The organism is Candidatus Palauibacter sp. (assembly GCF_965237495.1).
Taxonomy (GTDB): domain Bacteria; phylum Gemmatimonadota; class Gemmatimonadetes; order Palauibacterales; family Palauibacteraceae; genus Palauibacter.
Window position 1 is genome coordinate 657,318 of record NZ_OZ250143.1, and the last position, 25,220, is coordinate 682,537.

The following is a 25,220-nucleotide window of genomic DNA, read 5'->3' on the forward strand; positions in this document are numbered from 1 at the left end:
ACGCGTCCGCCGCACCCCTCCGCCCAATGCGCGGACCGTGCGCGTGATGGGCCTGACGTCCGGGGAACGTGGGGGTGGGGACTAGTGGCACAATCGCCACAGCACGCGAGGCGCTCCGGAGCGATTCGCGCTGGAGATACAGCGTCACGTCGCCCAAGGTCGGGAAGTGCGATCAAGTGGTCCATCATCGCCTGGGCGCTGCTCCTGGTCGCCGCTACGATCATCGTCTGGATGAAGTGTCCGGCATGGCTGACGGCAGGTGAGTCAGGAAGCACGACGATCCGGAACGTCGGGCTCGTTATACTGGCCGCAGTTGGCCTTCCCCTGGCCATTTGGCGAAGCGTGATCGCCGAGCGCCAAGCCCAGGCGGCGCAGCGCCAATCCGAAGTCGCCGGCCATCCCGACATTGGGTCGGTCCGCATTGGCGGCGTCCATACCCTGGCCCGCCTCGCCGCCCAGTATCCAGACGTCTTCCACCTACGCGTCATGCAAACGCTCGCAGCATTTGTCGTGGACCGGACGAAGGCCGACGGCGAGGAAGCACAGCCGGAATCCGCGGCGGCCGAAGAGGCCAGGGACTATTCTGCATACTCCCCTCCGGAGGTGTTACTCGCTGCTAGTCAAGACGTCGGACCCATCCCCGATCTTGCGAAGGACGTGGAAGAGGCTATGAGGTCGATCGCCGAGCGGAGCGAGGGCCAGATTGCCTTGGAGCAGGACGGGACGTTCCGGATGAATCTCGCGGATGCCTCCATCGCGGGATTCATTTTCCATCAGGCAGATTTCTCGGGCTTTGACTTGACGAAGGCGGACATGCGTCGTGTGCGGGGCTGGGACGCCTGCCTCGCCGACGCTCGTCTCGCAGGTGCTGACTTGTCGGCCGCGAACATGCGGGGTGCCAACTTCCGCGACGCCGACATGAGGCGGGTGAACCTCACGGCCGAGGCTCAGCGGTGCGGACCTGAGGAATGCCGACCTCGGGCGCGTTGATATTGCGTCAGAGAACCTGTGGAAGGGAGCACGATTCCCCTCGAAGCTGGTTGGGACGGACCTTCACGGAGCGGACCTAAGGAACGCCGATCTGGTTGGGGCAGATATGCGTGGAGCATGGTTGGCGGTCGCGAGACTCGACAATGCCCGTCTCCTCCGTGCCAACTTGAGCGGGGCGGACCTGAGGGGGGCGAATCTCAGCGAGGCTCAACTTGGCAATGCCGACCTGACGAATGCGAACCTCGGTGGCGCGGGCGCGGACTTGAGCGGTGCAGACCTAGCCGGTGCGAACCTAACGGGTGCGAATCTCGGAAACGCGAGTCTCGCCGGCACAAACCTCGATGGTGCAAACCTCACCGGCGCCGACTTCTCTCGAGACTATCTGTGCGGAGATCCATCTCCGGCGCTGGGATTGACGCAACAGCAACTCGATCAGGCAAGAGCGGACCCGAGTAACCCCCCGATTCTGGATGGAACCCTGGACGGCGAAACGGACGAGCCACTGCTCTGGAGAAGCCATCGAAAGGGGTGATCGGGACGGGTGGGGCTAAATTGGCTTGCTGGAAGCCCTCTTCCAAACGGCCCGCATAGAGACATTCGGTGCAGGAGGAGTAGGCTCCCTCCGTGTAGCGGACGAGCTTGCTCCCGCCCGCCTTTGCGAGCGCGGCGGATCACCGGATCGGATCGGCCTCCGAGGCCCGGTCCCCGCCGACCAGATAGGCCGTCCAATCGGTCATGAGCCGCCGCCGCCGCTCGAACAGGTCCGTGCGCCGGTACGCCGCCTCGACCTGGTTGCGCACTTTGTGTGCCAGCGCCGCCTCCGCCACCTCGCGCGGATGATCCGTCTCCTCGGCCGCCCAGTCCCGAAAGCTCGACCGGAACCCGTGCGGCACCGCCTCGATCCGGGCCACCTTGAGTAGGTGCCAGATGGCGGTGCGCCCGAGCGGTGCCCCGCGCACGCCCGGAAAGATGATCGGCCCGCCCCGACCGAGTCGGCGCGTCTCCTCCAGAATCTCGAGCGCACGCCCGCTCAAGGGCACCCGGTGCTCCCGGTTCCCCTTCGTGCGCGGGGCCGGGATCGTCCATACCCCCTCGGCCAAGTCGATCTCCGTCCACACCGCACCGCGCACCTCGCTCGAACGCGTGGCCGTCAGCACCAGGAACTCGAAGGCCAACTTCACTGCCGCCCTCCCGTTCGACGCCCGAACCGTTTCGATGGCCGACGCCACCTCGCCGTGCGGCAGCGCCGCCAGATGTTGCGTGCGGTCCGCCTGCGCTCCGAGCACCGGACCGATCCGGTCGCACGGGTTGTCGGGCCAGGCCCATCGCCACGGCCCACTCCATGACCGCGCGCATCCGCTGGCGCAGCTTCCGGGCCGTGGCCGCCTTCTCGTGCCACATCGGGGCCAGGATCCCGATCACGTCGGCGCTGGTCACCTCCGAGACCGGCATCTCGCCGATCCGGGGCAGGACATGGCGCTCAAGGCTGTTCAGCCACACGTGCGCGTGCCGGGTGGAGCGCCAGCCCGGCCGGAGTTGCTTCCAGACCCGCTGGGCCGTCTCCTCGAAGCTGGGCATCGACTCGGTCCGCCGCCTGTCGGCCAGCGGGTCGCCCCCCTCGCGCGCCACCTTCCGGTTCGCAAACGCCTTCTCGCGCGCTTCCTTCAGGGAAACCAGCGGATATCCGCCGAGCCCGAGTTCGGTTCGGCGGCCCCGGATCGTGATCCGCTGGATCCATCCCCGGCTTCCCGTGGGCCGGACATCGAGATAGAGGCCGTTGCCGTCGCAGTACCGTCCGGCCTCGCTTACGTTGCGGACGAAGGCGGGCGAGAGCGCGTTCTGGGGATGCCGGCCGTGCGGCTTGCGTTGCGGAGGTCGGTTTGAGAGCGTCATACCTACCAATCTACCCGCCACAGCCTGCTGGATGCAAGGGAATGACGTCAGCCGACTTGGGACGAGGTGGATGCTCCTATCTCGCGATAAGGCAACATATTCAAGCCATTCGTGGACGTTATGGGACTCCGGTGCACGACCCGAGTAGTCTGTGGAATACAGCCCCGCGGGAACGTCCCTAACCGAAGAACCCAATAAAGACGGGCGTTTCGCGACGCGAAGCCGGCCGGGCGAACTGACAACTCTGCGGGAGATTCTGAACGATGAAGAAGACGGGAAGGACGGCTTCCACGGACGCCGTACACGCGGGTCAGCAGGAGCCGAGGCCCGAGGGGGCGATCGTCACGCCGATCTACCAGACGGCCAACTATGTGCTTCAGGGCGAGGACTACCACGATATCGGGTATATCCGGCTCAGCACGACGCCCAACCACCGCGTGCTGGGCGCGCGCATCGCCGCGCTCGAGCGGACGGAGACGGCGCTCGTCCTGGCCAGCGGCATGGCGGCGATCTCGGGGTCGCTGCTCACCGTGCTGTCGGCGGGGGATCACGCGCTCGTGCAGGACACGCTGTACGGCGGCACGGCGAGCTTCCTCCAGCAGGATCTGCCGCGGTTCGGGGTTACGCATACGGTGATCGATCCGCAGGACCCGTCGACCTGGGCCGCGCAGCTGAGGCCGACCACGCGGGCGATGTACGTGGAGACGATCACGAATCCCCTCGTGCAGGTCGCGGACCTGGAGGCGGTGGTTGCGTTCGCACGCGAGCACGGGCTGGTGACGCTGATCGACAACACGTTCGCGAGCCCGGTCAACTTCAGGCCCGCGGAGATCGGCTTCGATCTCGTGCTCGAGAGCTGCACGAAGTACATGAACGGGCACAGCGACATCGTGGCCGGGAGCGTGGCCGGGTCGGCCGATCTGGTGCGCCGCGTGAAGGTGATGCACGACCACCTGGGCGGGGCGCTCGACCCGCACGCGGCGTTCCTGCTCGAGCGCGGGCTCAAGACGCTGAGCGTGCGGGTCCGTGAGCAGAACGCGTCGGCCGGGCGGCTGGCCGCGCTGCTCGAAGCCCACCCCGCGGTGTCGGTCGTGCACTATCCGGGGCTGGAGAGCCACGCCCAGCACGGGCGTGCCGCGCGCCTGTTCGACGGTTTCGGCGGGATGATGTCGTTTGAACTCGCGGGCGGAGTCGACGCGGCCCAGGCCTTCATGGCCGCGCTGACGATTCCGGTGGCCGCGGCCAGTCTCGGCGGCCCGGAGTCGCTCGTCATACGGCCCGCCGCCGTGACCCACGCGGGGCTGCCGGCCGAGGAGCGGGCGCGGAGCGGCGTCACGGACGGTCTCGTCCGTCTGTCCGTGGGGCTCGAAGGCGTCGAGGACCTGGCCGCCGACCTGACCGCAGCGCTCGCGGGCCTGTCCGCGTGAAGCCGCCCGGCCTGCCGGACATCGAGGCGGCGCGGGAGCGCGTCTACGCGGCGGCGCTCCGCTCCCCGCTCTTCCGCCTCGGCGTCGACGGAGGGCCCGAGATCTGGCTCAAGCTGGAGAACCTGCAGCCGATCGGCTCGTTCAAGATCCGCGGCTCGGCGAACGCGATCGGTCTGATTCCGCCCGAGGAGTTGACGGCGGGCGTGTGGACGGCGAGCGCGGGGAACATGGCGCAGGGGGTCGCCTGGAACGCCCGGCGGCTCGGCGTCCCGTGCTCGGTCGTCGTACCGGAGACGGCGCCGCGGCTCAAGCTGGACGCGATCGCCCGACTGGGCGCGACCGCCGTCAAGACCTCCGTCGCCTCCTGGTTCGAGGTCTTCCGCACGCAACGTTTCGAGGGGATGACGGGACGTTTCGTGCATGCGTTCATGGACCGTGACGTGATGGCGGGCAACGGCACGATCGCGCTCGAACTGATCGAGGATCTCCCGAACGTGGACGCCGTCATCGTGCCGTTCGGGGGCGGCGGGCTGGCGTGCGGCATCGCGGCCGGCCTGCGCGCCCTCGTGCCCGATGTTCCCGTGTACGCCTCGGAAGTCGTCGGCCAGGCCCCGTTCGCGGAATCGCTACGCGCCGGCCGGGCCGTCTCGATCCCCTACACGCCCTCCTTCGTTGACGGTATCGGGGGACCGCACGTGGAACCCGCCATGTGGGGACTGGCGCGGGACCTCCTCGCGGGCTCGGTGGAAATCACGCTCGCGGACACCGCCCGCGCGATCCGGCGGCTCGCGACCCGCAACCGCGTCGTGGCCGAGGGCGCCGGCGCTTCCTCGGTCGCGGCCGCCCTGTCGGGGGCCGTCAGGGGGGACAAAATTGTCTGCATCGTGTCCGGGGGGAATCTGGATCCGTCCAGCCTGGCGACCATCCTACAGGGCGGGGTGCCCTGAGCTCCCCGCGGGGTGGCCGGCTTCCCCACCGAGATCCCGAACGACCTTGCGGAGGGCGTGAATCATGACCGACCCGCCGGCCCGCGGCTCCCCGATGACGCTCACCGCCTCCCAGGTGTCGCTGGTCCTGAAGCGCGCGGCCGAGATCGACGCCCGCGGTGACTCGATGAGCGTCGAGGAACTGGAGCGCATCGCGAGCGAGGCGGGGATCGATCCGCGGGCGACCAGAACGGCGATCGCGGAACTGGTCGCGGCGGAGATGCCCACCCCCGCCCCCGAGTCCAGACCTCCGGCGGTCACCACGGCTCGCGCCGGCAAACCGACCACTCCCTCTCCCGGACGCATCCTCGCCGGCGGGGCGGTCGGGGTGGCCTTCGGATTCCTCTTCGCGAGCTCGCTGGGGGGCGCCATCGCGGCATCCGGCGGCACGATGATCTACCTCATACTACGCGCCGTGCAGGGCATGAAGCGCGGCAGCCAGCTCGATTTCCAGCTCCAGAACTTCACCCTCTGGTTCGTGGCGGGGCTGATAACTGCGGCCGCGCTGGGGGCGGAGGCCCTCATGCTGATGTTGCCCTGCTGGATCCTCACTTCGATCGTCGGCGGACTCCTCGTCCGCTTCGGACCCAGGGACGAGATGCCGGAGGAAGACGTCCCGCAGATCGAGGCCGTGACGTATGACTGACCCCCCCGCAGCCGGCCCCCCGATGAAGCTCAGCACATCCCAGGTCTCCCTGATTCTTCAGCGCGCGGCCGAGATCGACGCTCGCGGCGACACGCTGAACGTCGAGGAATTGGAGCGCATCGCCGCCGAAGCGGGGATAGATCCGCGGGCGACGAGAACGGCGATCGCGGAGTTCATCGACGAGGAGATGCCCGCCCCGAAGCCACAGGTTCCGGCGGTCGCGGAGGCTCGGCCCGGGACCTCGGCCACGCCCTCCGCCGGGCGCATCGTCGCGGGCGGAGCGGTCGGTCTGGCCTGCGGGTTCATCATCTCCCTCGAGGTTACGGGCGCGGCGCTGGGCGTTGGCGTCAGCGTGATCTACTTCCTGCTGCGCGCGGCACAGAGCATGAAGCGCGGCAGCCAGCTCGACTTCCAGTTCCAGAACTTCGCCCTCTGGTTCGGCACGGTGATCGGCGCCCTCGCGACGGATTTCTTCTTCCCCGGGGAGATCATTGGGCCGGTGCTCCTGGTCTGGTTGGCCACCTCGCTCGTGGGCGGACTGCTCGTCCGCTTCGGGCCCCGGGAGGACGCGCCGGAGGAAGAGGTCCCACAGATCGAGGCCGGAGGGCGCTGACATGTCGCGTCTCACGAAATCCGGCGGACTCTGGATCGGACTGACCGTCTGGGCGGTGGGGTGCGGCCCCCCGGCCGACGATCCGGGCGGGGAAGGGGCGCCGCCCGGCCCGGCGGCCGCCGAACGTGCCTCGGCGCTTCTGGGCGCGCTGCTCGACTCCGCCTGGGCCCGCAATCTCGAGACGAGGCCCATCATCCGGCTGCGGGAGGGACTCGACGTGGAACGGCTCCCCGACCTCGGCTACGAAGAGGCGGAGGACCGGGCCGCCTTCTCCCGGCGGCAGCTCGATCGCGCCCTCGCCATCGACGCGGCGGCGCTCCCGGCCGACGAACGCGTCACGCTGGAGACCGTCCGCTGGCAGGCGGAGATGGCCGTCGAGGGACACCGCTACTTCTGGCTCCGGAGCGTCCTCACCCCCTATTCGAGCGTCCTCCGCAGCTACAGCCAGATCTTCCCCCTCGTCCCGCTGGAGGAAGAAGAGGACCTCGACGGCTTCGTGTCGCTCGTCGAGCAGGTCCCGTCCCACGTGCGCGACCTCGAGGGCTACGTGCGGGGACAGTTCGAGCGCGACTTCATCGTCTCGAGCCAGAGCCTGACGCCCGTCATCCAGCTCGTGCGCGCCACGGCGGGGGAGGCCGAGGGCGGCCCCTTCGCGCTCCCCGCGGGTCGCGCCGGCGGACTGGATCCCGATCGCGTGGCGGAAGCGAGGGCCCGCATCGGCGAGATCGTGCGCGACTCCATCAAACCCGCGCTCGAGGAACTCGCCGCCTTCCTCGAGGGGCCGTACGCCGCGCGTGCGCCGGCCGGGGTCGGCCTCTCGCGGTATCGCGAGGGTCGCGACTACTACCTCTATCTGACCCGCCTCCACACGACGATGGAAGTGACGCCGGCAGAGGCGCAGGCGGCGGGGCATGAACTACTGGCCGAGTTCCGCGGCCGCATGGCGGACATCCGCGATCGCCTCGGGTGGGAGGGGAGCGCCGAGTCGTTCCACGAGCACCTGAAGACGGACCCCCGCTACTTCCCGACCTCGCACGAGGAGGTGCGCGAGCGGCTGCTGGCGGCGTCCACGCGGATGCTCGAGCGCGTCGACGACTACTTCCATGGCGTCCCCGAAGCCCCGTGGGACGCGAGGCGATTGGCGCCCGAACTCGAGCCGGCGATGACGTACGGCTACTACTCCGCGCCCACGGCGGCCGAACCGACCGGCATCTACTACTACAACGGCTCGAACCTGGACCAGCGGAGCTGGCTCGGGCTGGCCTCGATCTCCCTCCACGAACTGATTTCCGGCCACCACTTCCAGATCGCGGGCCAGCGCGAGAGCGAGACGCTGCCGGACTACCGGCGCAACACCTCCTACACCGCCTACGCGGAGGGGTGGGGCTCCTACGCGTCGTTTCTCGGGTTCGAGGCGGGCGTGTACGAGGACCTGTACAGCGAGTACGGCTTCTACATCCTGGAGAGCTTCCTGGCGACGCGGCTCGTCGTCGATCCGGGGATGAACTACTTCGGGATGACCCGGGAGGAGGCGCGGCAATTCATGCGCGAGAACACGCTCGAATCCGAGACCCAGATCGCGACGGAATCGCTGCGCTATTCGACGGATCTGCCGGGGCAGGCGCTCGCCTATCAGATGGGGAAGCGCAAGCTGCTCGAGTTGCGGGCCCGGGCCGAGGGAGCGCTCGGCGCCGGGTTCGACATCCCGGGCTTCCACGACGTGGTGCTGCGGAACGGGTCCGTGCCGATGGTCGTGCTGGAGGGGCAGGTCGACGCCTGGATCCACGCGGAGGGAGGCGGGAGATGACGAGGCGGACGATGGCGACACGGGAGCTGGCGGTGGCCGGCGCCCTCGCGCTCGTGACCGGGGTCGGGGCCGGCCCGGCCGAGGCCCAGACGCCGGGTTCGGTGCCGACGCCGGAGTCCGTCCTCGGGCACGCCGTAGGCGCGGACTTCCGGATCGCGACGTACGAGACATCGATCGAGTACTTCGAGCGGCTGGCTGCCGCGAGCGACCGGGTGGAGCTGCGGGAGGTGGGGCGGTCGTCGTTCGGCCGGCCGGTCTACCTGGCGCTGATCTCGAGCGCGGAGAACCTCGCGAACCTGGACCGCCACCGTGAGATCGCGCAGCGGCTGGCGCATCCCCGCGGGCTGACCGAGGAGGAAGCGCGGCGGCTTGCCGCCGAAGGGAGGGCACTGGTCTGGATCGACGGCGGACTGCACGCATCGGAGGTCGCCCACGCGCAGCACACGATTCAGCTCGCGTACGATCTGGTGACGGGAGACGCGGATCCGGAGATTGCCGCGATTCTCGACAACGTCATCCTCCTCCTCTGGCCCTCGATCAACCCCGACGGGCAGACGCTCATCGCGGACTGGTATCACTCGAACGTGGGGACGCCGTACGAGGTCGCGTCGGCGCCCTTCCTCTACCAGAAGTACATCGGGCACGACAACAACCGGGACGGCTACATGATCAACCAGATCGAGTCCCGGTACACGACCCGAGTGGCGCGGGAGTGGGAACCGCACATCCTCTACAACCACCACCAGAGTTCGCCCTTCCCGACCCGGATCTGGATCCCGCCCTTCGCCGAGCCGATCTCGCCGCACGTGCATCCCCTCATGTGGCGCATGGTGACCCTGATCGGGATGGCGATGTCGCAGGCGCTCGAGGAGCGGGGGCAGCGCGGCGCGACGCACATGGGCACCGGGTTCGACAACTGGTATCCGGGGTTCATGGACCACGCGCACAACTTCCACAACGTCGTCTCGTTCCTCACCGAGACGGCGCTGTACCGATACGCGACGCCGGGGTTCTACACGATCGGGGACTTCCCGCCCTCGGAGCGCGACCTGCGGCCGGAGTCGCTCTACTCCAGTCCGTGGGAGGGCGGGTGGTGGCGGCTGCGCGACGCCGTCGACTACATGCTCACGGCCTCGATCTCGGTGCTCGACGTGGCGGCGAAGTACCGGACGGACCTCCTCTACAACCGCTACCAGGCGGGCCGGGACATCATCGCCGAGTACGAGGAGGGGCCGCCCTACGCGTACTTCGTGCCGCAGGCGCAGCGGGATCCCGTGGCGGCGGTCGAACTCCTGCGCCGGCTCGCCTTCAACGGGATCGAGATCGACCAGCTCGAGCGGGCGGTGAGCCACCAGGGCCTGGACCATCCGGCGGGGACGTGGGTCATCCGCATGGACCAGGAGTTCGCCCACTTCGTCCGCCAGTTGTTCGTCATCCAGGACTATCCGGACCTGCGCGAGGACCCGGAGGGTCCGCCCGACCAGCCGTACGACGTGTCGGGGTGGACGCTCCCGCTGCAGATGGGGGTGTGGGTGATCGAGGCCGCGGCGCCGCTCGGCCCTGAGCTGCGGGAGGTGCTGCAGCCGCTGTCCGGCGAGGCGCTCGAGTGGGACGCGGAGGTGGAGGACGCGTCGCCCTTCGATTCGCCGATCGGGGTCGGGTTCGACTCGCACCGCGTGGCGGCGGCGATCCTGCCCCCGGAGGGCCGGATCACGGGCGGGGGATCGGCGCTCGTCGTCGACCCGGCCCAGAACAACGCCTTCAAGGCGCTCAACCGGGCGTGGGCGGCCGGCGCCCGGGTCTCGTACCTGCCCGGCGAACCGGGCGGGGGCGGGGAGCCGGGGAGCGGCGGCCGCTATGCGATTTCCGGGCTCACGGGAGAGACGGGGATCGTGCGCGATCTCGGACTGCAGGCGATGCGGGGCGGCGGCGGCGCGAGCCTGCGCCAGCCGCGGATCGGACTCTACCGTCCCTGGAACGCGAGCGCCGACGAAGGCTGGACGCGCTGGGTGCTCGAGCGCTTCGGGTTCGACTTCACCAGCCTCCGCAACGCGGATGTCCTCGCCGGTGACCTTTCCGGCCGGTACGACGTGATCATCGTGGCGGACCTGTCGCAGGGGCAGATCCTCGACGGGTTCGCGAAGGGCTGGGTGCCGCCGCGTTACGCGGGCGGGATCGGTCCGGAGGGCGTGCGGGAGCTGGACGCCTTCGTGCGGGACGGGGGCACGCTCGTCACGCTCAACCGCAGCGCGCTGTTCGCGATCGAGGAACTGCAGCTGCCCGTGCGCAACGTCGTCGCCGAGCTGAGCCGGCAGGACTACTTCCAGAGCGGCTCGATCCTCGAGATGATCGTCGACCCGTCGCACCCCGTGATGTCGGGGATGCCGGAACGGGCGGCGGTCGTCGCCGGACAGAGTCCGGTGTTCACGACCGAGGAAGGGTTCGAGGGGCGCGTGATGGCCAAATACGAGGCGGAAGGTTCGCCGCTCCTGTCGGGATACCTGCTGGGAGCGGAACATCTCGCGGGTTACGCGGCGGCGGTCGACGTGGCGCACGGGGCGGGACGGGTCGTGCTGCTCGGCATGCGGCCGCAGTGGCGCGGGCAGCCGTTCGGGAACTTCCGCATCCTCTTCAACGCGGCGCTCTACGGCCGCGAACTCGCCGCCGCCACGCCGGAGTCGGCGGAGTTCTGGACCGCCCCCGAGGATACGGAAGACGAGACAGAGCGCGACACAGAGCGCGAGGTCGAGCCCGGGGACGGCGGACCATAGCGGCCCGGCGATTCCGACCCGGCTGGACGGGCTGGATGCTCCTCTTCCTCCTCGCGACGGCGGCCGTGCTCGCCGCGTGGGCCTTCTGGTGGGAACCCGGACGGCTCGTCCTGAACGAGATCGAACTCGAGGTGCCGGGGTGGCCGGAGGGCGAGGAGACGCGCATCGCGCTCATCGCCGATCTTCACGTCGGATCCCCCAGAAACGGCCGCGACAAGCTCCGGCGCGCGGTCCGGCGCGTGAACGAGACTCTTCCGGATCTGGTGCTCATCGCGGGGGACCTGACGATCGACAACGTGCTCGGGGGCGGCTTCGTCCCGCCCGAGGAGATCGCCGGGGACCTCGCCGCGCTGGACGCGCGCTACGGCGTGTTCGCGGTGCTCGGGAACCACGATCGGTGGCTGTCGGCCGGGCGGGTGGAGGAGGCGCTGACCGGCGTCGGGATCACGGTGCTCGACAACCGGGGGCAGCGCGTGCGCGTGCGGGGGCACGACACCTGGATCGCGGGCGTGGCCGACTACTGGACGGGTCATCCCTCGATCGACGACGCGCTCGAGGGCGCGGGCGCCGGCGAGCCGGTGATCCTGTTCACGCATAACCCGGATCTCTTCCCCGAGGTGCCGGCGCGTGTCTCGCTGACGCTCGCCGGACACACGCACGGCGGCCAGGTCATCATCCCCTTCGTCGGTCCCGGGATCACCCCCTCCCGCTTCGGCGCCCGTTACGCGGCGGGTCACGTGGTCGAGGACGGACGGCACCTGTTCGTGACCACGGGGGTGGGGACGAGCCGGCTCGGCGTCCGCTTCCTGGTGCCGCCCGAGGTGGTCTCGCTGAGGCTCACGCGCTGCGAATCCTGCGAGTCGCCGCCGGAGTGACTATCATGCCGCCGAAGACGATCATGCCGCCGCCGCGATCGGCGCCGATTCCCTGAAACCGGAGTCATGCCGAACATGCTGTCTGGCCCGAAACTGCGCGTCCGGGAGATGCGACTCGCGCGCGCGGGCTGGCTCCTGGTTGTCCCGGGTCTGGTCATGCCGCTCGCCGCCGCCGCGCAGGAGGACAGGCTCGCGCCGCCGGAGGGTTGGCTCGCCCGTACGGACCACGGGGGCGACGGAATGGACGCGGTGCGGGAGATGCCGCCCGGCTGGCACATCACGACGGGGTCGGCGGGCATCTTCTACCATCCCGAGACGACGGCGAGCGGCGACTTTCGCGTCGAGTCCACCGTGCTCCTGTTCGACCCGGAGGGGCGGAACGAGGGGTTCGGCGTCTTCTTCGGGGGCACCGACCTCGAGGGCGACGGCCAGGCCTACACCTACCTCCTCCTCCGCCAGGACGGGAGCGTGATCGTGAAGCGCCGGGACGGCGGGGAGACATCCACGCTGCTCCCGTGGACGAAGCACGATGCGGTCGTGACCTGGCCGGCGCGCGGCGAGGGCGCGGCGATGGCGAAGAACGTCCTCTACGTCGAGGCGGCGGGGGGCGATCTGATCTTCGGCGTGAACGATCAGGAGGTGTTTCGGATGGTTCGCGACGGGCAGCACGTGGACGGCGTCGTGGGCCTGCGGGTGAACCACGGCCTCAATTTGCATATCTCCGCTCTGGAGGTGACCCCCGTGGAGGTGAATGATGGCTGAGTCCGGCGGGGCGCGGCTGGAGGCGATCTGGCTCAAGTCAGCGAAACTCGGTCCGATGCGGCCGGTGTCGGAGGCTACTCTCGTGGCGGGGCAGGGGCTGGAGGGCAACGCCGATCGCGGCGGCTATCGGCAGGTGACGCTGCTCGATGCGGGCGCCTGGGAGGTCGCGACCCGCGAGGTCGGTGTCGAGCTGAGCCCGGATGCCCGCCGGGCCAACCTGCTCGTCCGGGGCGTCGATTTCCGCGACACGGCGGACCGGGTCCTGCGGATCGCCGGCTGCCGCATCAGGATCCGCGGCGAGACGCTCCCCTGCGAGCGCATGGAGGACGCGGCCGCGGGGCTGAAGGCGGCGCTGGCGCCGGACTGGCGCGCCGGCGCCTGCGGCATGGTGCTCGAGGGCGGGCCGCTCGCGCTCGGCGATGCGGTGGCCTGGGAATCCTGACGGCCGGGCCGTGAGGAGATCGCGGACGGCGGCGGGGCTCCTCTCGCTGTCCGCCCTCGCCGCGGGGTGTGAACCCCCGGCTCCGGCGTCGGGGCCGCCCACCCTGGCCGGGTCGCTCTCGGTCTACCAGGCGGAACTCTTCTATCAGAAGGTCGGCCTCGGGGACGCGGTCGTCGTCGTGAACGGGGGCCCGGGGCTCGACCACTCGTATCTCCGCCCCTGGCTGGGACCGCTGGCCGAGACGCACCAGGTCATCTTCTACGACCAGCGAGGGCTCGGCGCCTCGAACGCGGTGCTCGACGCGACGAGCATCTCCATGGAGCGCTACCTGACGGACATCGACCGCATCCGGGAGCGCGTCGCGGGAGAGGAGCAGTTCACGCTGCTCGCGCATTCCTGGGGCGCGATCCCCGCGCTCCTGTACGCGCTCGAGCGGCCGGAGCGGCTCACGGGCCTCATCCTCGTCTCGCCGGTGGAGCCGGGCAGCCGGTTCCGTGATCAGACGGACGGGAACCAGCTCGCGCGGCGGGATTCGGGGGATGTGGCGGCGCTCGATTCGATCCAGCGGACGCCGGCGTTCGCGGCCCGGGACACGGCGGCCATGAACCGGCTCTTCTTCCACGTCTTCCGCGGCACCTTCGCCGACGCGGGTGTGGCGGACAGCCTGCTGCGCCTCTCTCTCCACGAGCGGACGGCGCGCCAGGGCCAACAGGTCGCGGCGCTCCTCATGGCGCCGCTGCGGGGGTTCGACTTCTGGGACCGTCTCGGGGACGTCGCCGTCCCCGTGCTCATCGTACACGGCGCCGAGGACCCGATCCCGGTCGAAATGGTGGAGGCGATGAACGAGGCCCTGCCGGACAGCCGTCTCGCGCGCATCGCGGGCTCGGGGCACTTCCCCTTCATCGAGCAGCCGGCGCGGTTCTGGCCGGCGATCCGGGACTTTCTGGGCGCACGGGCGGAGGGCGGTCCGTGACTTCGGGCGCCGAGCCCGGTCCGGTAGACGATCCGGCCCGGCTGCTCGACGCGCTCTCCCGCATCAACGCCGCGCGACGGGATCCGGTGTACAGTCCGGCCCGCGTCGGTGGCCTCCTGGAGGGATTCGAGAGGCTCGTGGCGACGCTGCCGGGGGGGGATCGCGGTCCCGCGGGCGCCGCCTCCCTCGCCGAACTCGAGGCCCTCCTGAGCGGGGAAGGCGCGGGGGACGCCGTGACGGAACTGCGCCGCTATCTGGAGCCGGTCCTCGACCGGCTCATGGAAGAACTCCTCGACCACCCGGAGCGGCGCCTCGCCGCGTACGGATCGCTTCTTCCCGGGGAAGACAACCACCATCAGGTGGCGACGCTGGTGGGGAGATGGGTCCCGGGAACGGTCGAAGGCGCGCTCATCGACCGCGGGTGGACGGCGCGGCAGGGCTATCCCGGCTTCGTGCCCCGGGTTTCGGGCGCTCGCGTGGCCGTGAAGGTGTTCGAGAGTCTCGCGCTGCCCGAGGCCTGGGGGCGGCTGGATGCGTTCGAGGGAGCGTCCTGCCGCAGGATTCTCATCCCGGTCGAAACGGAGTCGGGCCGGGTTGTGTGCAACATCTACGAGTGGATCGGCCGCGTTACTCCTCGGCCTTGATCTCGTCCCACACCGCGTCCAGCGTCTCGAGGTCGGCGCTCCGCCACGCGATGCCGCGCGCCTCCGCGACCTCGATCATGCGCCGGCAGCGGCGCTCGAATTTCTCGATCGCGCCCAGAAGGGCGTTGGCGGGATGGGCTCCGGCGAGCCGGGACACGTTCACGACCGAGAACAGGAGGTCCCCGACCTCGTCGACGACGCGGGCCCCCGCCTCTCCGATGCGGCGCGGCTGCGGGGGGGCGTCCGACGTACGGGCGGCGCGCTCGAGTTCGGCCGCCTCCTCCCGCACCTTCTCCAGGGGCCCCGCCAGGTCGGGCCAGTCGAAGCCGAGCGCCGCCATCCGCTCCTGAACCCGCGCGGCACGGCTGAGCGGATCCAGCCCCGCGGAGACCCCGGCGAAGGGGTCCGTCCCCGCCGACTCCGCGGATTCCGGCTCGCCCCTCGCCTCGGTCCTGGCCTGGCGCTCCGCGGCCTTCAGCGACTCCCAGTCCGGCGGCGCCTCCGCATCGCCGTACACATGCGGGTGCCGCGCTTCCATCTTCGCCTCGAGCGCCTCGACGACGCCGCCGGCCCCGAAGGCGCCGCGCTCCTCGGCGAGGACGATCTGGAAGGCCACGTTGAGGAGCAGATCGCCGAGTTCGCCCGCGAGGCCCTCGTCGTCGTGGCTCCGGATCGCGTCGGCGACTTCGTGGGCCTCCTCGAGGAGGTAGGGGCGCAGCGTCTCCGGGGTCTGCTTCGCGTCCCAGGGACAGTGCACGCGGAGGAAGCGGACGAGCGCGAGGGCGCGGCCGAGGGCTTCGTCTCCCTCCCGCGCCCGCTCCGCATGCAGGCGTTCGGCATCGGTATCGACAGGTTCTTCGTTCATGGCACGGTTCATGGCACGGTTCATGGCGCGGGGAAGCTAGGCTCGATAGGGTGGCAACTCCAGTTCGACGAGCGATTCCCCGATCTCGCAGGCGTCCCTTGACCCGCAGTCCCGCAGACCCCGCGTGCCGAGCCTGGCTCGAGGTCGATCTGGCCGGGCTGACGCGCAACGCGGAGCGCGTGGCCGATCACGTGGCGCCCGCCCGCCTCGTGCCCATGGTCAAGGCCGACGCCTACGGTCTGGGTGCGATCGCGGTCGCCCGCACGCTGGACCGGCTGGAACCGTACGCCTTCGGGGTCGCCACCCCGCGAGAGGGAGCCGAACTGCGGCGCGGCGGGATCGAGCGGCGGATCGTCGTGTTCGCGCCCTCGGCCGCCGCCGAGGCTTCCGAACTCCTCGAGGCGGGACTCGACGGCGCGGCGCTCAGCCTCGACTCGCTCCGGAAACTCGCGGCCCGGGCACGGGCGGAGGCGGGACGGATCGCCGTGCATCTGGAAGTCGACACCGGAATGGGGCGAGCGGGGCTTCCCGCGGCCGCGGCCGCCGACTGGGCGCCCGAGGTGGCGTCCGTCCTCTCCGGGGGCGGGGTCTCGCTCGCCAGCGTCTACACGCACTTCCATTCCGCGGGGACGGACGCCGCGGTCACGCGCGGGCAACTGGCGCGCCTCCGGGCCGCGGTCACGCGCCTCGAGGCGGCGGGCGTCGATGTCCCTCTCCTGCACGCGGCCAACAGCGATGCGGCGATGGGGGATCGGCAGTATCATCTGGATCTCGTCAGAGTGGGGATCTACCTGTACGGCGGAAGGCGGGGGACGGAGATCGCCGGGGCGCCGGCGGATCCGGAAGGCGTCGCGCGGGTACGCGCCCGGGTGCTGGAGGTCCGTGACCTGGCGCCGGGATCGACCGTCAGCTACGGAGCGATGTACACCACGAGCGGCGCCGAACGCCTCGCCACGCTCGGGATCGGTTACGCCGACGGCCTGGCGTGGCGTCTCTCGAACCGCGGGCGAGCGCTCGTCCGCGGGATCCGGGTGCCGATCCGGGGCGGCGTCTGCATGGATGTGACCTCGGTAGACGTTTCTGCGGTGTCGGGTGTCGAACCGTCCGACGTGGTCACGCTGCTGGGCCGGGACGGGGCGGAGGAGATCACCCTTGCGGAGGTCGCCGCCGCCGCCGGTACGATCGAGTATGAAGTGCTGACGGCGATCGGTCGCCGCCTGCCCCGCTGCTACGCGGGCGGGCCGGACCACGCCGCTGAAGGGAGCCGATGACGGAGACGCGCGCGCAGGATGGAGTCACGCTCTCGTGGGAAGATCTCGCCGCCGAAGCGAGGTCTGCCCGCGAGCGCGCGTACGCCCCGTACTCGCGTTTCGCGGTGGGGGCCGCCCTCGAGGCCGCGGACGGGCGAGTGTTCGTGGGGTGCAATGTCGAGAGCGCCTCCTATCCGGTCGGGACGTGCGCGGAACGGGTCGCGCTGGGCCACGCGGTCGTCTCGGGAGCGCGGTCCTTCGCCCGCATCGTGGTGGCGTCCGGCGGAGCGGTCCCCGCGTCGCCGTGCGGTATGTGCCGCCAGGCGCTCGCCGAGTTCGGCCTGGAACTCGAGGTCATGAGCGTGGGCGGGAACGGAGTGGCGACGACCTGGCGGCTGCGGGACCTCCTGCCGGCCCACTTCGGCCCGCAGCAGCTCGGTCTCGCGCCGGAGGCCGCTTCGTGAACCCTTCGCCCGATCGATTCCCCGCGGCGCTCCGGCTCTGGATCGTGGCGCTCGGGACGCTCGCCGTGCTCGCCGCGTGTACGGAGGACCCGCTCTCGCTCGGTCCCGGCGAGGTCCCGGGGGCGGGCACGCAGACGAGGGATGTGACGGTTTCCGTGGCGGAGCTCGGGACGTGGCGGGACACGACCGTGACCGGCTTCGCGCTCCCCTCGAACGCGCCGTTCGTCTCCGTGTCGAACGGGCCGCTGGTGGCGAGTCGCGCGTTCGCCCGCTTCAACGTTCCGGACACCATCCGTACGCTGGGCGACACGCTGCCGGTCGCCACCTTCGAGGAAGTGGAACTGCTCGTGCGGATCGACACCGTCAGCTCCGAGTTCGGCGGCTTTCCGCTGACGCTGCGGCTGCTCGCTCTGGAGCAGCGTTTCGACCCGGACTCCGCGACCTGGCAGCGGGCCGCGACGGGCGTGCCGTGGGAGGAGCCGGGCGGCGATCTGGGCGTCGAGATCGCGTCGGGCGTGCTGGAGGCGGTCTCCGACACCCTCCTCATGTCGGTCGCGGTGGCGGAGGACTCGCTGATGAAGGCGTGGCAGGACGAGGACGGAGGAAATGGATTCGCCCTCGTGGTGGAGGGTCCGGAGACGAGCCTCCGGGTCAGCCGGATCGTCCTCCGGTATGATCCGACGCTCGTCGGACGGCAGTTCCCCGTTCCCCAGGCGCAGCAGTGGGACGAGCGCACGTTCGTCCTCGATCCGCCGCTACCGCCGACGGGCTCCGAACTGCGCATCGGGGGGCTCCCCGCGTCGCGGATCTACTTCGAGTTCGCCCTCCCCGAGAGCCTCGGCGGGACGTCGCTCGAAGGGGTCACGATCAGCCAGGCCGAGGTCATCCTGTATCCACTCGCCGCTCCCGAGGTCCATGCCGCGGAACGGGCGATCGAAGCACGGAGGGTCAGCCTGCTCGGCGACCCCTTCGAGCGGGGCGCGAAGACGCCGATCGGCAGCTCAGATCTGCAAGGGACGCGGCTCCACCCCGACCTCCTGGGCAGCGGGGAACCGGTCCGGATGAATCTCACCTTCCTCGTGGCGCGAGCGGTGGCCGGCTCGGAACGCCGCATCCGGATCGGTTTTCGCGGGGACCCGGACGCCCAGGTGCTGGGCTACTGGGAGTTCGGCTCCGTCGAATCGCCCCCGGAGTTCCAGCCCCGGCTCCGGCTCGTGTTCAGTTCGGCCCCGAAGTTCGGTGTGCCGTGATGCGCGGCGCACGCCGGTTCGGGACCGGCCTCGTGCTGGCCGCGCTCGTGGCGCCGCCGCTCGCGGCCCAGGCGCCGCTCACGTCGATCGGCCTCGGCTATCCGGTCGCCCCGGTGGACGGCCGGGCGGCGGCCCTCGGCGGGTCCGGCACGGGGCTGCTCGGCGGATCGTTCACGGTCGGGAACCCGGCCGACCTCCTGCTCCACGAGGAGCCGGGCTTCTCGCTGTCGTTCTCGGGCGAGGGCGTCACGATAGAGGGTGACGGGACATCCCTCGACACGGGGCGGGAGCGCTTCACCACGATCCGCGCGCTGGTGCCGTTCAACGGTTGGGCGGTCGGCATCGCCTTCGGCGGTGAGTTCGACCAGGACTGGTCGAACATCTTCCAGGATACGCTGCGACTGGACGACGGCGCGGTCCCGTACGAGGAGACGCGGGAGCACAACGGCGGGATCAGCAGTATCGACCTTTCCCTCGCGCGCCAGGTGGGGCCGTTCGGCGTCGGGATCGCGGTGCAGCGGCTGACGGGGGCGCTGCGGCAGTCCTTCTTCCGCGGGTTCGACAATCCGACCGGCGGCGCCCCCGCACTCCTGGACATCGCGGGGGCCCAGGAGCTGTCCTGGCGTGCGTGGCGCTTCAAGGCGGGCGGGTCGGTCCGGGTGTCCGACCGGGTGGTCGTCGGGGCGGGGTTCGGGCAGGGAGGGACGCTGTACGCGACCGTCGAGGGCTCCGATCGCCCGGACGCGGAGTTCGACCTGCCCTCGTCGCTCGAACTCGGGGGAAGCGTGCGCGTGACGAGCCAACTCCTGGTCACGGCCGGTGCCGGACGGACGTGGTGGTCGGTGGTCGAGCCGTTCGCCGGGGGGGGCGGCTCGGAGTTCACCTCGCACGACGTCGAATGGCTGGGCGGCGGGATCGAGTACGGAGGGATGTCGCTCCTGGGCGGGCGGCTGCCGGTGCGAATCGGGGCCCGCCGAACGGGCCTCCCCTTCAGTCCGGGCCCGGAAGCTCTGGACGAACAGGCGTTCACCGGCGGCTTCGGGTGGGAATTCCAGGAGGGGCTCGCCGTGTTCGACCTCGCCCTTGAAACCGGTTCTCGGGGCGACGTGGCGACCCTGGGAATCGCCGAGATCTTCCGGCGGGTGACGCTGTCCTTCTCGCTGCGGCAACGCTAGCGTCCACGACATGAGCACGACGGTGAGCACGAGTCTCGTCAGCCTGAAGACTTCCGGCGGGCGGCGCGCCGCCCCGGCGGGCGTTCGCGGTCCGCGCCCGTTCGGCAGCCGCGTCTATATCGAGACGTACGGCTGCCAGATGAACATCAACGACACCGAGTTGATGGAGGGGGTGCTGGCGGAGGAAGGGTTCGTGCGCGTGGACGGTCCCGAGCGCGCGGACGTCATCCTGGTCAACACGTGCGCGATCCGGGAGCACGCCGAGCGACGCGTGCGCGGCCGCATCGGCGAACTGCAGCGCCACCGCAAGCGGCGTCCGGAACTCGTCCTCGGCGTGACGGGGTGCATGGCGCAGCGGCTCGGCCCCCGCCTCATGGAGGAGGCGGCCGGTGTGGATCTGGTGGCCGGCCCGGACGCCTATCGCGGCCTGCCGGAGCTGATCGGCTCGATCCAGGCGAACGCGATCGAGCGGGGCCAGACGCTCCTCGAACTCGACGCGGAAGAGAATTACGAGGGCGTCGCCAGTGTGCGGCAGCAGCGGGTGAGCGCGTGGATCACGGTCCAGCGCGGCTGCGATCACCGCTGCACCTTCTGCATCGTCCCCTACGTGAGGGGCGGAGAGAAGAACCGGGCGCCCGAGGCGATCCTGGCCGAGACGCGAAGGGCGGTCGCGGACGGCTTCAGCGAGGTCGTCCTCCTCGGGCAGACAGTCAACTCGTACCGGTTCGACGACTGGGATTTCGCGACGCTGCTGCGGGCGGTGAGCCGCGTGGGCGGGATCCGTCGCGTGCGCTTCACCTCGCCCCACCCCAACGACGTCACTCCGGAACTGCTCGGCGTGATGGCGGAGGAGCCGGCCGTGTGCCGTCAACTCCATCTGCCCGTGCAGTCGGGCTCCAACCGGGTGCTGAAGCGGATGGTGCGGCGCTACACGGCCGAGGCGTTTCTGGAGAAGGTGGAGGCGACGCGCCGGGAGGTGCCCGGGATCGCGCTCTCCACGGACGTGATCGTGGGCTTTCCCGGCGAGACGGAGGCGGACTTCGAGGCCACGCTGGAGCTGATGCGAGACGTGAGGTTCGATGACGCCTACCTGTACAGGTACTCGAGGCGCGAGGGGACGCCCGCCACGCGCTTCCCGGCGGCGGACTTCGTGCCGGACGAGGTGGGGGGCGAGCGGCTGGAGCACCTCATCGGCGTGCACCGCGCGATCCAGCGAGAGATCAACGAGTCCGAGGTCGGGACGGTGCGCGAGGTGCTGGTCGAACGGCCGGCGCGTTCCGCCGGGGACGTGCTGGGCCGGACGGAGCAGAACAAGGTCGTCGCCTTCCCCGGCGATCGCGGGCGAATCGGCGTCTACACGAAGGTACGGCTGACCGGGACGACGGGGGCCACGTTCATGGGTGTGCCATGCCACGCGGACGAAGGGGGCTTCCGATTCGTTACCTGACGCGCATCGTCGTCTTCGCGGTCGTGATCCTCGCGGCCTTCTGGTTCACGACCGAGAACGCGAACGAACTCGTGAACGTCGACCTGGCCTTCGTACGCATCCGTGCCTCGCTGCCCCTGGTCGTGTTCGTGTCCATCCTCGGGGGCATGGGTCTCTCGGCCGCGCTCGCGTGGCGCGCCGAACGCCGCGCCCGGAGACGCGAGGCGAGCCGGGCCGCGATTCAGGGTCTCGGGGAGGACCCGGCGGCCCCGCGGTTCCAGGCGGAGGAGCGCGACCCGCCGCTTTGAATCCTCGTTGACGATCGCTCCGAGCGTGGGGACGGACCCTGCGACTCGGAGGCTGATCGACGCGGTTTTCTCCCTCACCCCTGCTCCTCATGGCGCTGGCGCTGGCCGCCGGCGACGTGGCCGGGCTCGCGCTGGCGCGCGCGGACGGCGCCGTGCCTCCGGGTGCCGTCGCGGTCGGGATCGGTCTCCTCTGTGTGCTCGCGGGCCGGGCGGGGGTGCGCTCCGCCGCGGGCGATCGCCGGGGGCGCGGCGTCCCGTTGGCCGTGGCCCTCGCTCTCGCGGTCCTCGTCGGGGTGCTGGCGGGTCTGCCGCGGGGGACGGCGGCGCTCGGCGCCTGTGTGGCGAAGCTGGAGGGGAACGCGCCGGCCGTGGCGGCCGGCACGGTCGCGGACGCGGTTCCGGCGCGAGAGGCGGGCCCGGGAGCCGGCCTGGTCCGGGTGTCGATCCGCGACGCCCGCATCGTCTCGGGGGGTGCGGTCTGCCGCCTGGGCGCGCTGCGAGCGTTCGTGCGGCCCGGAGCGGCGCACGAGGCCGGCTCGGCGGTGCTCGCCCGGGGCGTGTGGCGAACGGCGGACCCCGGTCGGCTGCCCCGGCCGCCAGAGGCGCTCGGCTGGCTGAGCGGCGCGAGCCTCGAGACGCTTCCCGCCGAGCACGGCCTGAGGGGCCCGCGCGGCCTCGGCCGCTGGATCATCGGGTGGCGGGCGGCGCTGCTGGCGCGGCTCGACGCCCGGCTCGCGCCTCGGCACCGCGCGATCGGGAAGGCCCTCCTGCTCGCCGACCGGAGCACGCTCGACCCCGCGACGCGCGATGCGTTCGTGGGGGCCGGGATCATACACCTGCTCGCGATCTCGGGGCTCCACGTCGGCCTCATCGGCGCGGCGCTCGCGTGGCTGATCGGCCTGCGCGTGCAGGGCCCGCGGCGCCTCCTGTGGGCGGCCGCCCTCACGAGCGGCTACGTCGTCCTCATCGGCGCGCCCCCCTCGGCGGTCCGCGCCGCGCTCATGTTCTGGGGCTGGGCGCTCGCCTTCCGCCGGGCGCGGCCGGCCCGGATCGGCGACCTGGCGGCGCTGGCGGCGACGCTCGCGATCCTCGCCGACCCGCTCATCGTGACGGACCCGGGCTTCCAACTCTCGTTCGCCGGCTTCACGGGCGTCGTGGTCGGGGGACGGGTCAGGCTCCCCCGCCCGCTCTCGGGCCGTCGCGTGAAGGCACTCGCCCGCGCGCTGGCCGTGAGCTGCGGGGCCTTCCTCGCGACGGCGCCGATCGCGGCGTTCCACTTCGAACGCATCGTGATCGCCTCGATCCCGGCCAGCGTCGTGGCGGGGGCGGTGGTAGGGCTGGCGCTGCCGGCGCTCGCGCTCACGCTCGTCCTGCCGTGGGGCCTGTGGGTGCTCTTCGCCGGCGCCGCGGACGCGGCGCTCGCCTGCCTGGCGGCGATCGCGTCGTTCTTCGCCGACCTGCCGCTCAGCTGGTCCGGGCCCGGCCTCGGCCCCCGCACCTGGCTCGCCGCCGCCGGGCTCGCGGCGCTCGCGCTCGACCGGACGCGGGTGCGACGCGGCCTGGGCATCGTGGCCGTCGGCGCCGGGCTCGCGCTGGCGAGCGCCTGGCCCTCCGTCCGGTCCCTGCTCGACTGGGGCACGGCGCTCGTCTGCACACTGGACGTGGGGCAGGGTGACGCCGCCGTGGTGCGGACCGGCGCCGGCCGCTGGCTCGTATTCGACGCGGGCCCGGGCGGCGCCTTCGCCGCGGCCGGCACGGCATCCGGCCGCCCCGCCATGAGCGATGCGGGCGGTCGCGTGGTCGTGCCCTTCCTGCACGCGATGGGCGCCCGCACCGTGGAACTCTTCGCCATCTCCCATCCCCACCTCGACCACTATGGCGGCGGGGCGGCCGTCTTCGACGAACTGCGCGTGCGGCGCGTGTTCGACCCCGGCGTCCCCGAGCCCAGCGCCGCGTACCTCGCGTTCCTCGAGCGCGTCGAGGAGGAGGGCGCTTCGTGGCACGCGCCCCGCGCCGGCGACCGCCTGCGCATCGACGACGTCGAACTCGAGATCCTGTGGCCGGAGGAGGAGGCCGGGACCGACGCGAACGAGGGTTCGCTCTCCTTCCGGCTCACGGCGCACGAGTTCCGCTACGTGAACACCGGTGACGCCGGCGAACCGGTCGAGCGGGCGATCCTTGCCCGCCTCGCGCCGGAGCGTCCGGAGGCCGACCTCCTCAAACTCGGCCACCACGGGAGCCGTACCTCGACCTCCCTCGAATGGCTGCGGGCGACCGGCCCCGACATCGCGGTCATCTCGGCCGGCCGGCAGAACCGCTACGGCCATCCGCACGCCGTCACGCTGGCCCGGCTGGACTCCGCGCGCGTGGGGCGCGTCTGGCGCACGGATCTCGACGGCGTCTTGTGCGTCGAGAGCGACGCGGACGGCTGGCGGATCGTCGACCCGCCCTGACGACCTGTCCCGAAGGCCCGTCTTGACGCGAAAAAGTGCCCTTCGGTAACCTTGGCACGCCCCCCAATCCGGAGCAGCCATGGGCTGCAGAGCACGTCTCCCGCGGAGCCGCCGTGAGCAGATCCATCACCACCGTCGAACACTTCATCGCCGAGCAGGAGCGTGAGCACCCCGAGGCCACCGGCGCCTTCACGGACATCCTGCTCGGGATCAGCCTCGCCGCGAAGGTCATCTCCGCGGCGGTGAACCGCGCCGGGCTCATCGACATCCTCGGCGTGAGCGGCGCCGAGAACGTCCACGGCGAGACCGTGCAGAAGCTCGACGACTACGCGAACGGCGTGCTCGTCAGCATCCTCGGCCGCTGCGGCAGCCTGAGCGGCATGATCTCCGAGGAGGAAGAGGGGTTCATCCACATCCCCGAATCACGGGACCCCGGCCCCTACATCATCGCCTTCGACCCCCTCGACGGAAGTTCCAACATCGACGTGAACATCTCGGTGGGGACGATTTTCTCCGTCTACCGCAAGCGCAGCAGCGGGCGGAGGCTGCAGAAGAGCGATCTCCTGCAGCCCGGATCGACACAGCTCGCGGCTGGCTACGTCCTGTACGGGTCCTCGACGATGCTCGTGTTCACGACCGGCACCGGCGTGCACGGCTTCACGCTCGATCCCGGGATCGGCGAGTTCCTCCTCTCCTACCGGAACATGAAGATCCCCTCGTCCGGGAAGAACATCTACAGCATCAACGAAGCCTACCACGATCAATGGACGCCGGGCCAGCAGCGTCTCGTCGAACGCTTCCGCAGCCCCCCGGACGGCGCGGCGTCGTTTTCGGCGCGCTACGTCGGCTCGATGGTGGCGGACTTTCACCGCACCCTGCTGCGCGGCGGGATCTTCATGTACCCGGGGACGAGGGAGAAGCCGGAAGGGAAGCTGCGGCTCCTCTACGAGGTGGCTCCCATGGCGCTCATCTGCGAGCAGGCGGGCGGGCGGGCGAGCGACGGCCGGCGTCCCATCCTCGACCTCGAGCCCAGCGGACTGCACCAGTGCGTGCCGACGTTCATCGGCAGCCCGGACCTCGTCGAGATGGCGGAGCGCTACCTCGCGGACGACTGACCGACGCGGATGCGAAGAGAGGGCCCGAAGCCCCCCCCTTGTACAGCGCTCAAGAACGGAACCCCGGTCACATTGTGGGCCGGTG

At 70.8% G+C, this 25,220-nt stretch carries 23 protein-coding genes and 2 pseudogenes; 22 read left to right on the forward strand and 3 right to left on the reverse strand.

Annotated elements, in window-relative coordinates; translation table 11 throughout:
- Positions 1-231 precede the first annotated feature (231 nt).
- From ACPXY0_RS02740 to ACPXY0_RS02750, 3 genes and pseudogenes are all read left to right on the forward strand, one after another.
- Complete coding sequence (locus ACPXY0_RS02740; RefSeq protein ID WP_423928245.1) at positions 232-990, forward strand: pentapeptide repeat-containing protein; 759 nt, start codon at positions 232-234, stop codon at positions 988-990.
- Positions 991-1,036: 46 nt separating this feature from the next.
- Positions 1,037-1,096: pseudogene (locus ACPXY0_RS02745) on the forward strand (pentapeptide repeat-containing protein); the annotation flags it as partial.
- Positions 1,097-1,111: 15 nt separating this feature from the next.
- Complete coding sequence (locus ACPXY0_RS02750; protein WP_423928247.1) at positions 1,112-1,522, forward strand: pentapeptide repeat-containing protein; 411 nt, start codon at positions 1,112-1,114, stop codon at positions 1,520-1,522.
- A 139-nt stretch (positions 1,523-1,661) separates the two neighbouring features.
- Here the strand turns inward: ACPXY0_RS02750 and ACPXY0_RS02755 are convergent, their stop codons facing one another.
- Positions 1,662-2,276 (reverse strand): tyrosine-type recombinase/integrase, encoded by a 615-nt coding sequence (locus ACPXY0_RS02755; RefSeq protein ID WP_423928249.1) that lies wholly within the window; start codon positions 2,274-2,276, stop codon positions 1,662-1,664.
- Between the two features lie 76 nt (positions 2,277-2,352).
- Positions 2,353-2,883 (reverse strand): annotated as a pseudogene (locus ACPXY0_RS02760) (tyrosine-type recombinase/integrase); the annotation flags it as partial.
- 263 nt (positions 2,884-3,146) lie between these two features.
- Here ACPXY0_RS02760 and ACPXY0_RS02765 point away from each other — a divergent pair.
- The 11 genes from ACPXY0_RS02765 to ACPXY0_RS02815 all read left to right on the forward strand — a co-directional run bounded on the left by ACPXY0_RS02765 (position 3,147) and on the right by ACPXY0_RS02815 (position 14,829).
- On the forward strand, positions 3,147-4,310 hold the full coding sequence (locus ACPXY0_RS02765; protein WP_423928251.1) for a trans-sulfuration enzyme family protein: 1,164 nt from the start codon (positions 3,147-3,149) through the stop codon (positions 4,308-4,310).
- Positions 4,307-5,257 (forward strand): threonine ammonia-lyase, encoded by a 951-nt coding sequence (locus ACPXY0_RS02770; protein WP_423928253.1) that lies wholly within the window; start codon positions 4,307-4,309, stop codon positions 5,255-5,257. The genes ACPXY0_RS02765 and ACPXY0_RS02770 overlap by 4 nt, the downstream gene beginning before the upstream one ends.
- Positions 5,258-5,321: 64 nt before the next feature.
- On the forward strand, positions 5,322-5,942 hold the full coding sequence (locus ACPXY0_RS02775) for a hypothetical protein (RefSeq protein WP_423928255.1): 621 nt from the start codon (positions 5,322-5,324) through the stop codon (positions 5,940-5,942).
- Positions 5,935-6,555, forward strand: a complete 621-nt coding sequence (locus ACPXY0_RS02780) for a hypothetical protein (protein ID WP_423928257.1) — start codon at positions 5,935-5,937, stop codon at positions 6,553-6,555. The genes ACPXY0_RS02775 and ACPXY0_RS02780 overlap by 8 nt, the downstream gene beginning before the upstream one ends.
- A gap of 1 nt (position 6,556) precedes the next feature.
- Positions 6,557-8,362, forward strand: coding sequence for a DUF885 domain-containing protein (locus tag ACPXY0_RS02785; RefSeq protein WP_423928259.1), 1,806 nt, complete (start codon positions 6,557-6,559; stop codon positions 8,360-8,362).
- Positions 8,359-11,133 carry a M14 family zinc carboxypeptidase gene (locus ACPXY0_RS02790; RefSeq protein WP_423928261.1) on the forward strand — a complete coding sequence of 925 codons (2,775 nt, stop codon included), beginning with the start codon at positions 8,359-8,361 and terminating at the stop codon, positions 11,131-11,133. The genes ACPXY0_RS02785 and ACPXY0_RS02790 overlap by 4 nt, the downstream gene beginning before the upstream one ends.
- Positions 11,134-11,168: 35 nt before the next feature.
- Positions 11,169-12,008: a metallophosphoesterase gene (locus tag ACPXY0_RS02795; RefSeq protein ID WP_423928263.1), complete on the forward strand. Its 840-nt coding sequence runs from the start codon at positions 11,169-11,171 to the stop codon at positions 12,006-12,008.
- A 75-nt stretch (positions 12,009-12,083) separates the two neighbouring features.
- The gene (locus ACPXY0_RS02800; protein ID WP_423928265.1) at positions 12,084-12,770 is read left to right on the forward strand and encodes a hypothetical protein; all 687 of its coding nucleotides are present in this window, start codon (positions 12,084-12,086) and stop codon (positions 12,768-12,770) included.
- On the forward strand, positions 12,763-13,212 hold the full coding sequence (locus ACPXY0_RS02805; protein ID WP_419941068.1) for an MOSC domain-containing protein: 450 nt from the start codon (positions 12,763-12,765) through the stop codon (positions 13,210-13,212). Before ACPXY0_RS02800 ends, ACPXY0_RS02805 begins: the two co-directional genes overlap by 8 nt.
- 10 nt (positions 13,213-13,222) lie before the next feature.
- Complete coding sequence (locus tag ACPXY0_RS02810) at positions 13,223-14,185, forward strand: alpha/beta fold hydrolase (RefSeq protein ID WP_423928267.1); 963 nt, start codon at positions 13,223-13,225, stop codon at positions 14,183-14,185.
- The gene (locus ACPXY0_RS02815; protein WP_423928269.1) at positions 14,182-14,829 is read left to right on the forward strand and encodes a gamma-glutamylcyclotransferase family protein; all 648 of its coding nucleotides are present in this window, start codon (positions 14,182-14,184) and stop codon (positions 14,827-14,829) included. Before ACPXY0_RS02810 ends, ACPXY0_RS02815 begins: the two co-directional genes overlap by 4 nt.
- Here ACPXY0_RS02815 and mazG read toward each other — a convergent pair.
- Positions 14,813-15,694: a nucleoside triphosphate pyrophosphohydrolase gene (gene mazG / locus ACPXY0_RS02820; protein ID WP_423928271.1), complete on the reverse strand. Its 882-nt coding sequence runs from the start codon at positions 15,692-15,694 to the stop codon at positions 14,813-14,815. The genes ACPXY0_RS02815 and mazG overlap by 17 nt on opposite strands.
- 98 nt (positions 15,695-15,792) lie before the next feature.
- Between mazG and alr the strand changes: the two genes are divergently transcribed.
- The 8 genes from alr (at position 15,793) to fbp (ending at position 25,135) form a co-directional block, all read left to right on the forward strand.
- The gene (alr, locus tag ACPXY0_RS02825) at positions 15,793-16,965 is read left to right on the forward strand and encodes an alanine racemase (protein WP_419941072.1); all 1,173 of its coding nucleotides are present in this window, start codon (positions 15,793-15,795) and stop codon (positions 16,963-16,965) included.
- Entirely contained in the window at positions 16,962-17,408 is a 447-nt protein-coding gene (gene cdd, locus ACPXY0_RS02830; RefSeq protein WP_419941073.1) for a cytidine deaminase, read from the forward strand. The genes alr and cdd overlap by 4 nt, the downstream gene beginning before the upstream one ends.
- The gene (locus ACPXY0_RS02835) at positions 17,405-18,658 is read left to right on the forward strand and encodes a hypothetical protein (protein ID WP_423928274.1); all 1,254 of its coding nucleotides are present in this window, start codon (positions 17,405-17,407) and stop codon (positions 18,656-18,658) included. Before cdd ends, ACPXY0_RS02835 begins: the two co-directional genes overlap by 4 nt.
- Complete coding sequence (locus tag ACPXY0_RS02840; RefSeq protein ID WP_423928276.1) at positions 18,658-19,833, forward strand: hypothetical protein; 1,176 nt, start codon at positions 18,658-18,660, stop codon at positions 19,831-19,833. The genes ACPXY0_RS02835 and ACPXY0_RS02840 overlap by 1 nt, the downstream gene beginning before the upstream one ends.
- A 22-nt stretch (positions 19,834-19,855) precedes the next feature.
- Positions 19,856-21,280: a tRNA (N6-isopentenyl adenosine(37)-C2)-methylthiotransferase MiaB gene (gene miaB / locus ACPXY0_RS02845; protein WP_423928278.1), complete on the forward strand. Its 1,425-nt coding sequence runs from the start codon at positions 19,856-19,858 to the stop codon at positions 21,278-21,280.
- On the forward strand, positions 21,241-21,567 hold the full coding sequence (locus ACPXY0_RS02850) for a hypothetical protein (protein WP_423928280.1): 327 nt from the start codon (positions 21,241-21,243) through the stop codon (positions 21,565-21,567). Before miaB ends, ACPXY0_RS02850 begins: the two co-directional genes overlap by 40 nt.
- 89 nt (positions 21,568-21,656) lie before the next feature.
- Positions 21,657-24,020, forward strand: coding sequence for a DNA internalization-related competence protein ComEC/Rec2 (locus tag ACPXY0_RS02855; RefSeq protein ID WP_423928282.1), 2,364 nt, complete (start codon positions 21,657-21,659; stop codon positions 24,018-24,020).
- A 113-nt stretch (positions 24,021-24,133) separates the two neighbouring features.
- A complete protein-coding gene (fbp, locus tag ACPXY0_RS02860; protein ID WP_423928284.1) occupies positions 24,134-25,135 on the forward strand; it encodes a class 1 fructose-bisphosphatase in 1,002 nt (333 codons plus the stop codon).
- Positions 25,136-25,220 lie beyond the last annotated feature (85 nt).

Bases quoted from the DNA above. Each gene is read 5' to 3' on its own strand.
- ACPXY0_RS02790 (WP_423928261.1), top strand. From the start codon at position 8,359: ATGACGAGGCGGACGATGGCGACACGGGAGCTGGCGGTGGCCGGCGCC.
- ACPXY0_RS02765 (WP_423928251.1), top strand. From the start codon at position 3,147: ATGAAGAAGACGGGAAGGACGGCTTCCACGGACGCCGTACACGCGGGT.
- cdd (WP_419941073.1), top strand. From the start codon at position 16,962: ATGACGGAGACGCGCGCGCAGGATGGAGTCACGCTCTCGTGGGAAGAT.
- ACPXY0_RS02840 (WP_423928276.1), top strand. From the start codon at position 18,658: ATGCGCGGCGCACGCCGGTTCGGGACCGGCCTCGTGCTGGCCGCGCTC.
- ACPXY0_RS02805 (WP_419941068.1), top strand. From the start codon at position 12,763: ATGGCTGAGTCCGGCGGGGCGCGGCTGGAGGCGATCTGGCTCAAGTCA.
- mazG (WP_423928271.1), bottom strand. From the start codon at position 15,694: ATGAACGAAGAACCTGTCGATACCGATGCCGAACGCCTGCATGCGGAG.
- ACPXY0_RS02775 (WP_423928255.1), top strand. From the start codon at position 5,322: ATGACCGACCCGCCGGCCCGCGGCTCCCCGATGACGCTCACCGCCTCC.
- ACPXY0_RS02740 (WP_423928245.1), top strand. From the start codon at position 232: ATGAAGTGTCCGGCATGGCTGACGGCAGGTGAGTCAGGAAGCACGACG.
- ACPXY0_RS02795 (WP_423928263.1), top strand. From the start codon at position 11,169: ATGCTCCTCTTCCTCCTCGCGACGGCGGCCGTGCTCGCCGCGTGGGCC.
- ACPXY0_RS02850 (WP_423928280.1), top strand. From the start codon at position 21,241: ATGCCACGCGGACGAAGGGGGCTTCCGATTCGTTACCTGACGCGCATC.
- ACPXY0_RS02855 (WP_423928282.1), top strand. From the start codon at position 21,657: ATGGCGCTGGCGCTGGCCGCCGGCGACGTGGCCGGGCTCGCGCTGGCG.
- ACPXY0_RS02785 (WP_423928259.1), top strand. From the start codon at position 6,557: ATGTCGCGTCTCACGAAATCCGGCGGACTCTGGATCGGACTGACCGTC.
- ACPXY0_RS02800 (WP_423928265.1), top strand. From the start codon at position 12,084: ATGCTGTCTGGCCCGAAACTGCGCGTCCGGGAGATGCGACTCGCGCGC.
- ACPXY0_RS02780 (WP_423928257.1), top strand. From the start codon at position 5,935: ATGACTGACCCCCCCGCAGCCGGCCCCCCGATGAAGCTCAGCACATCC.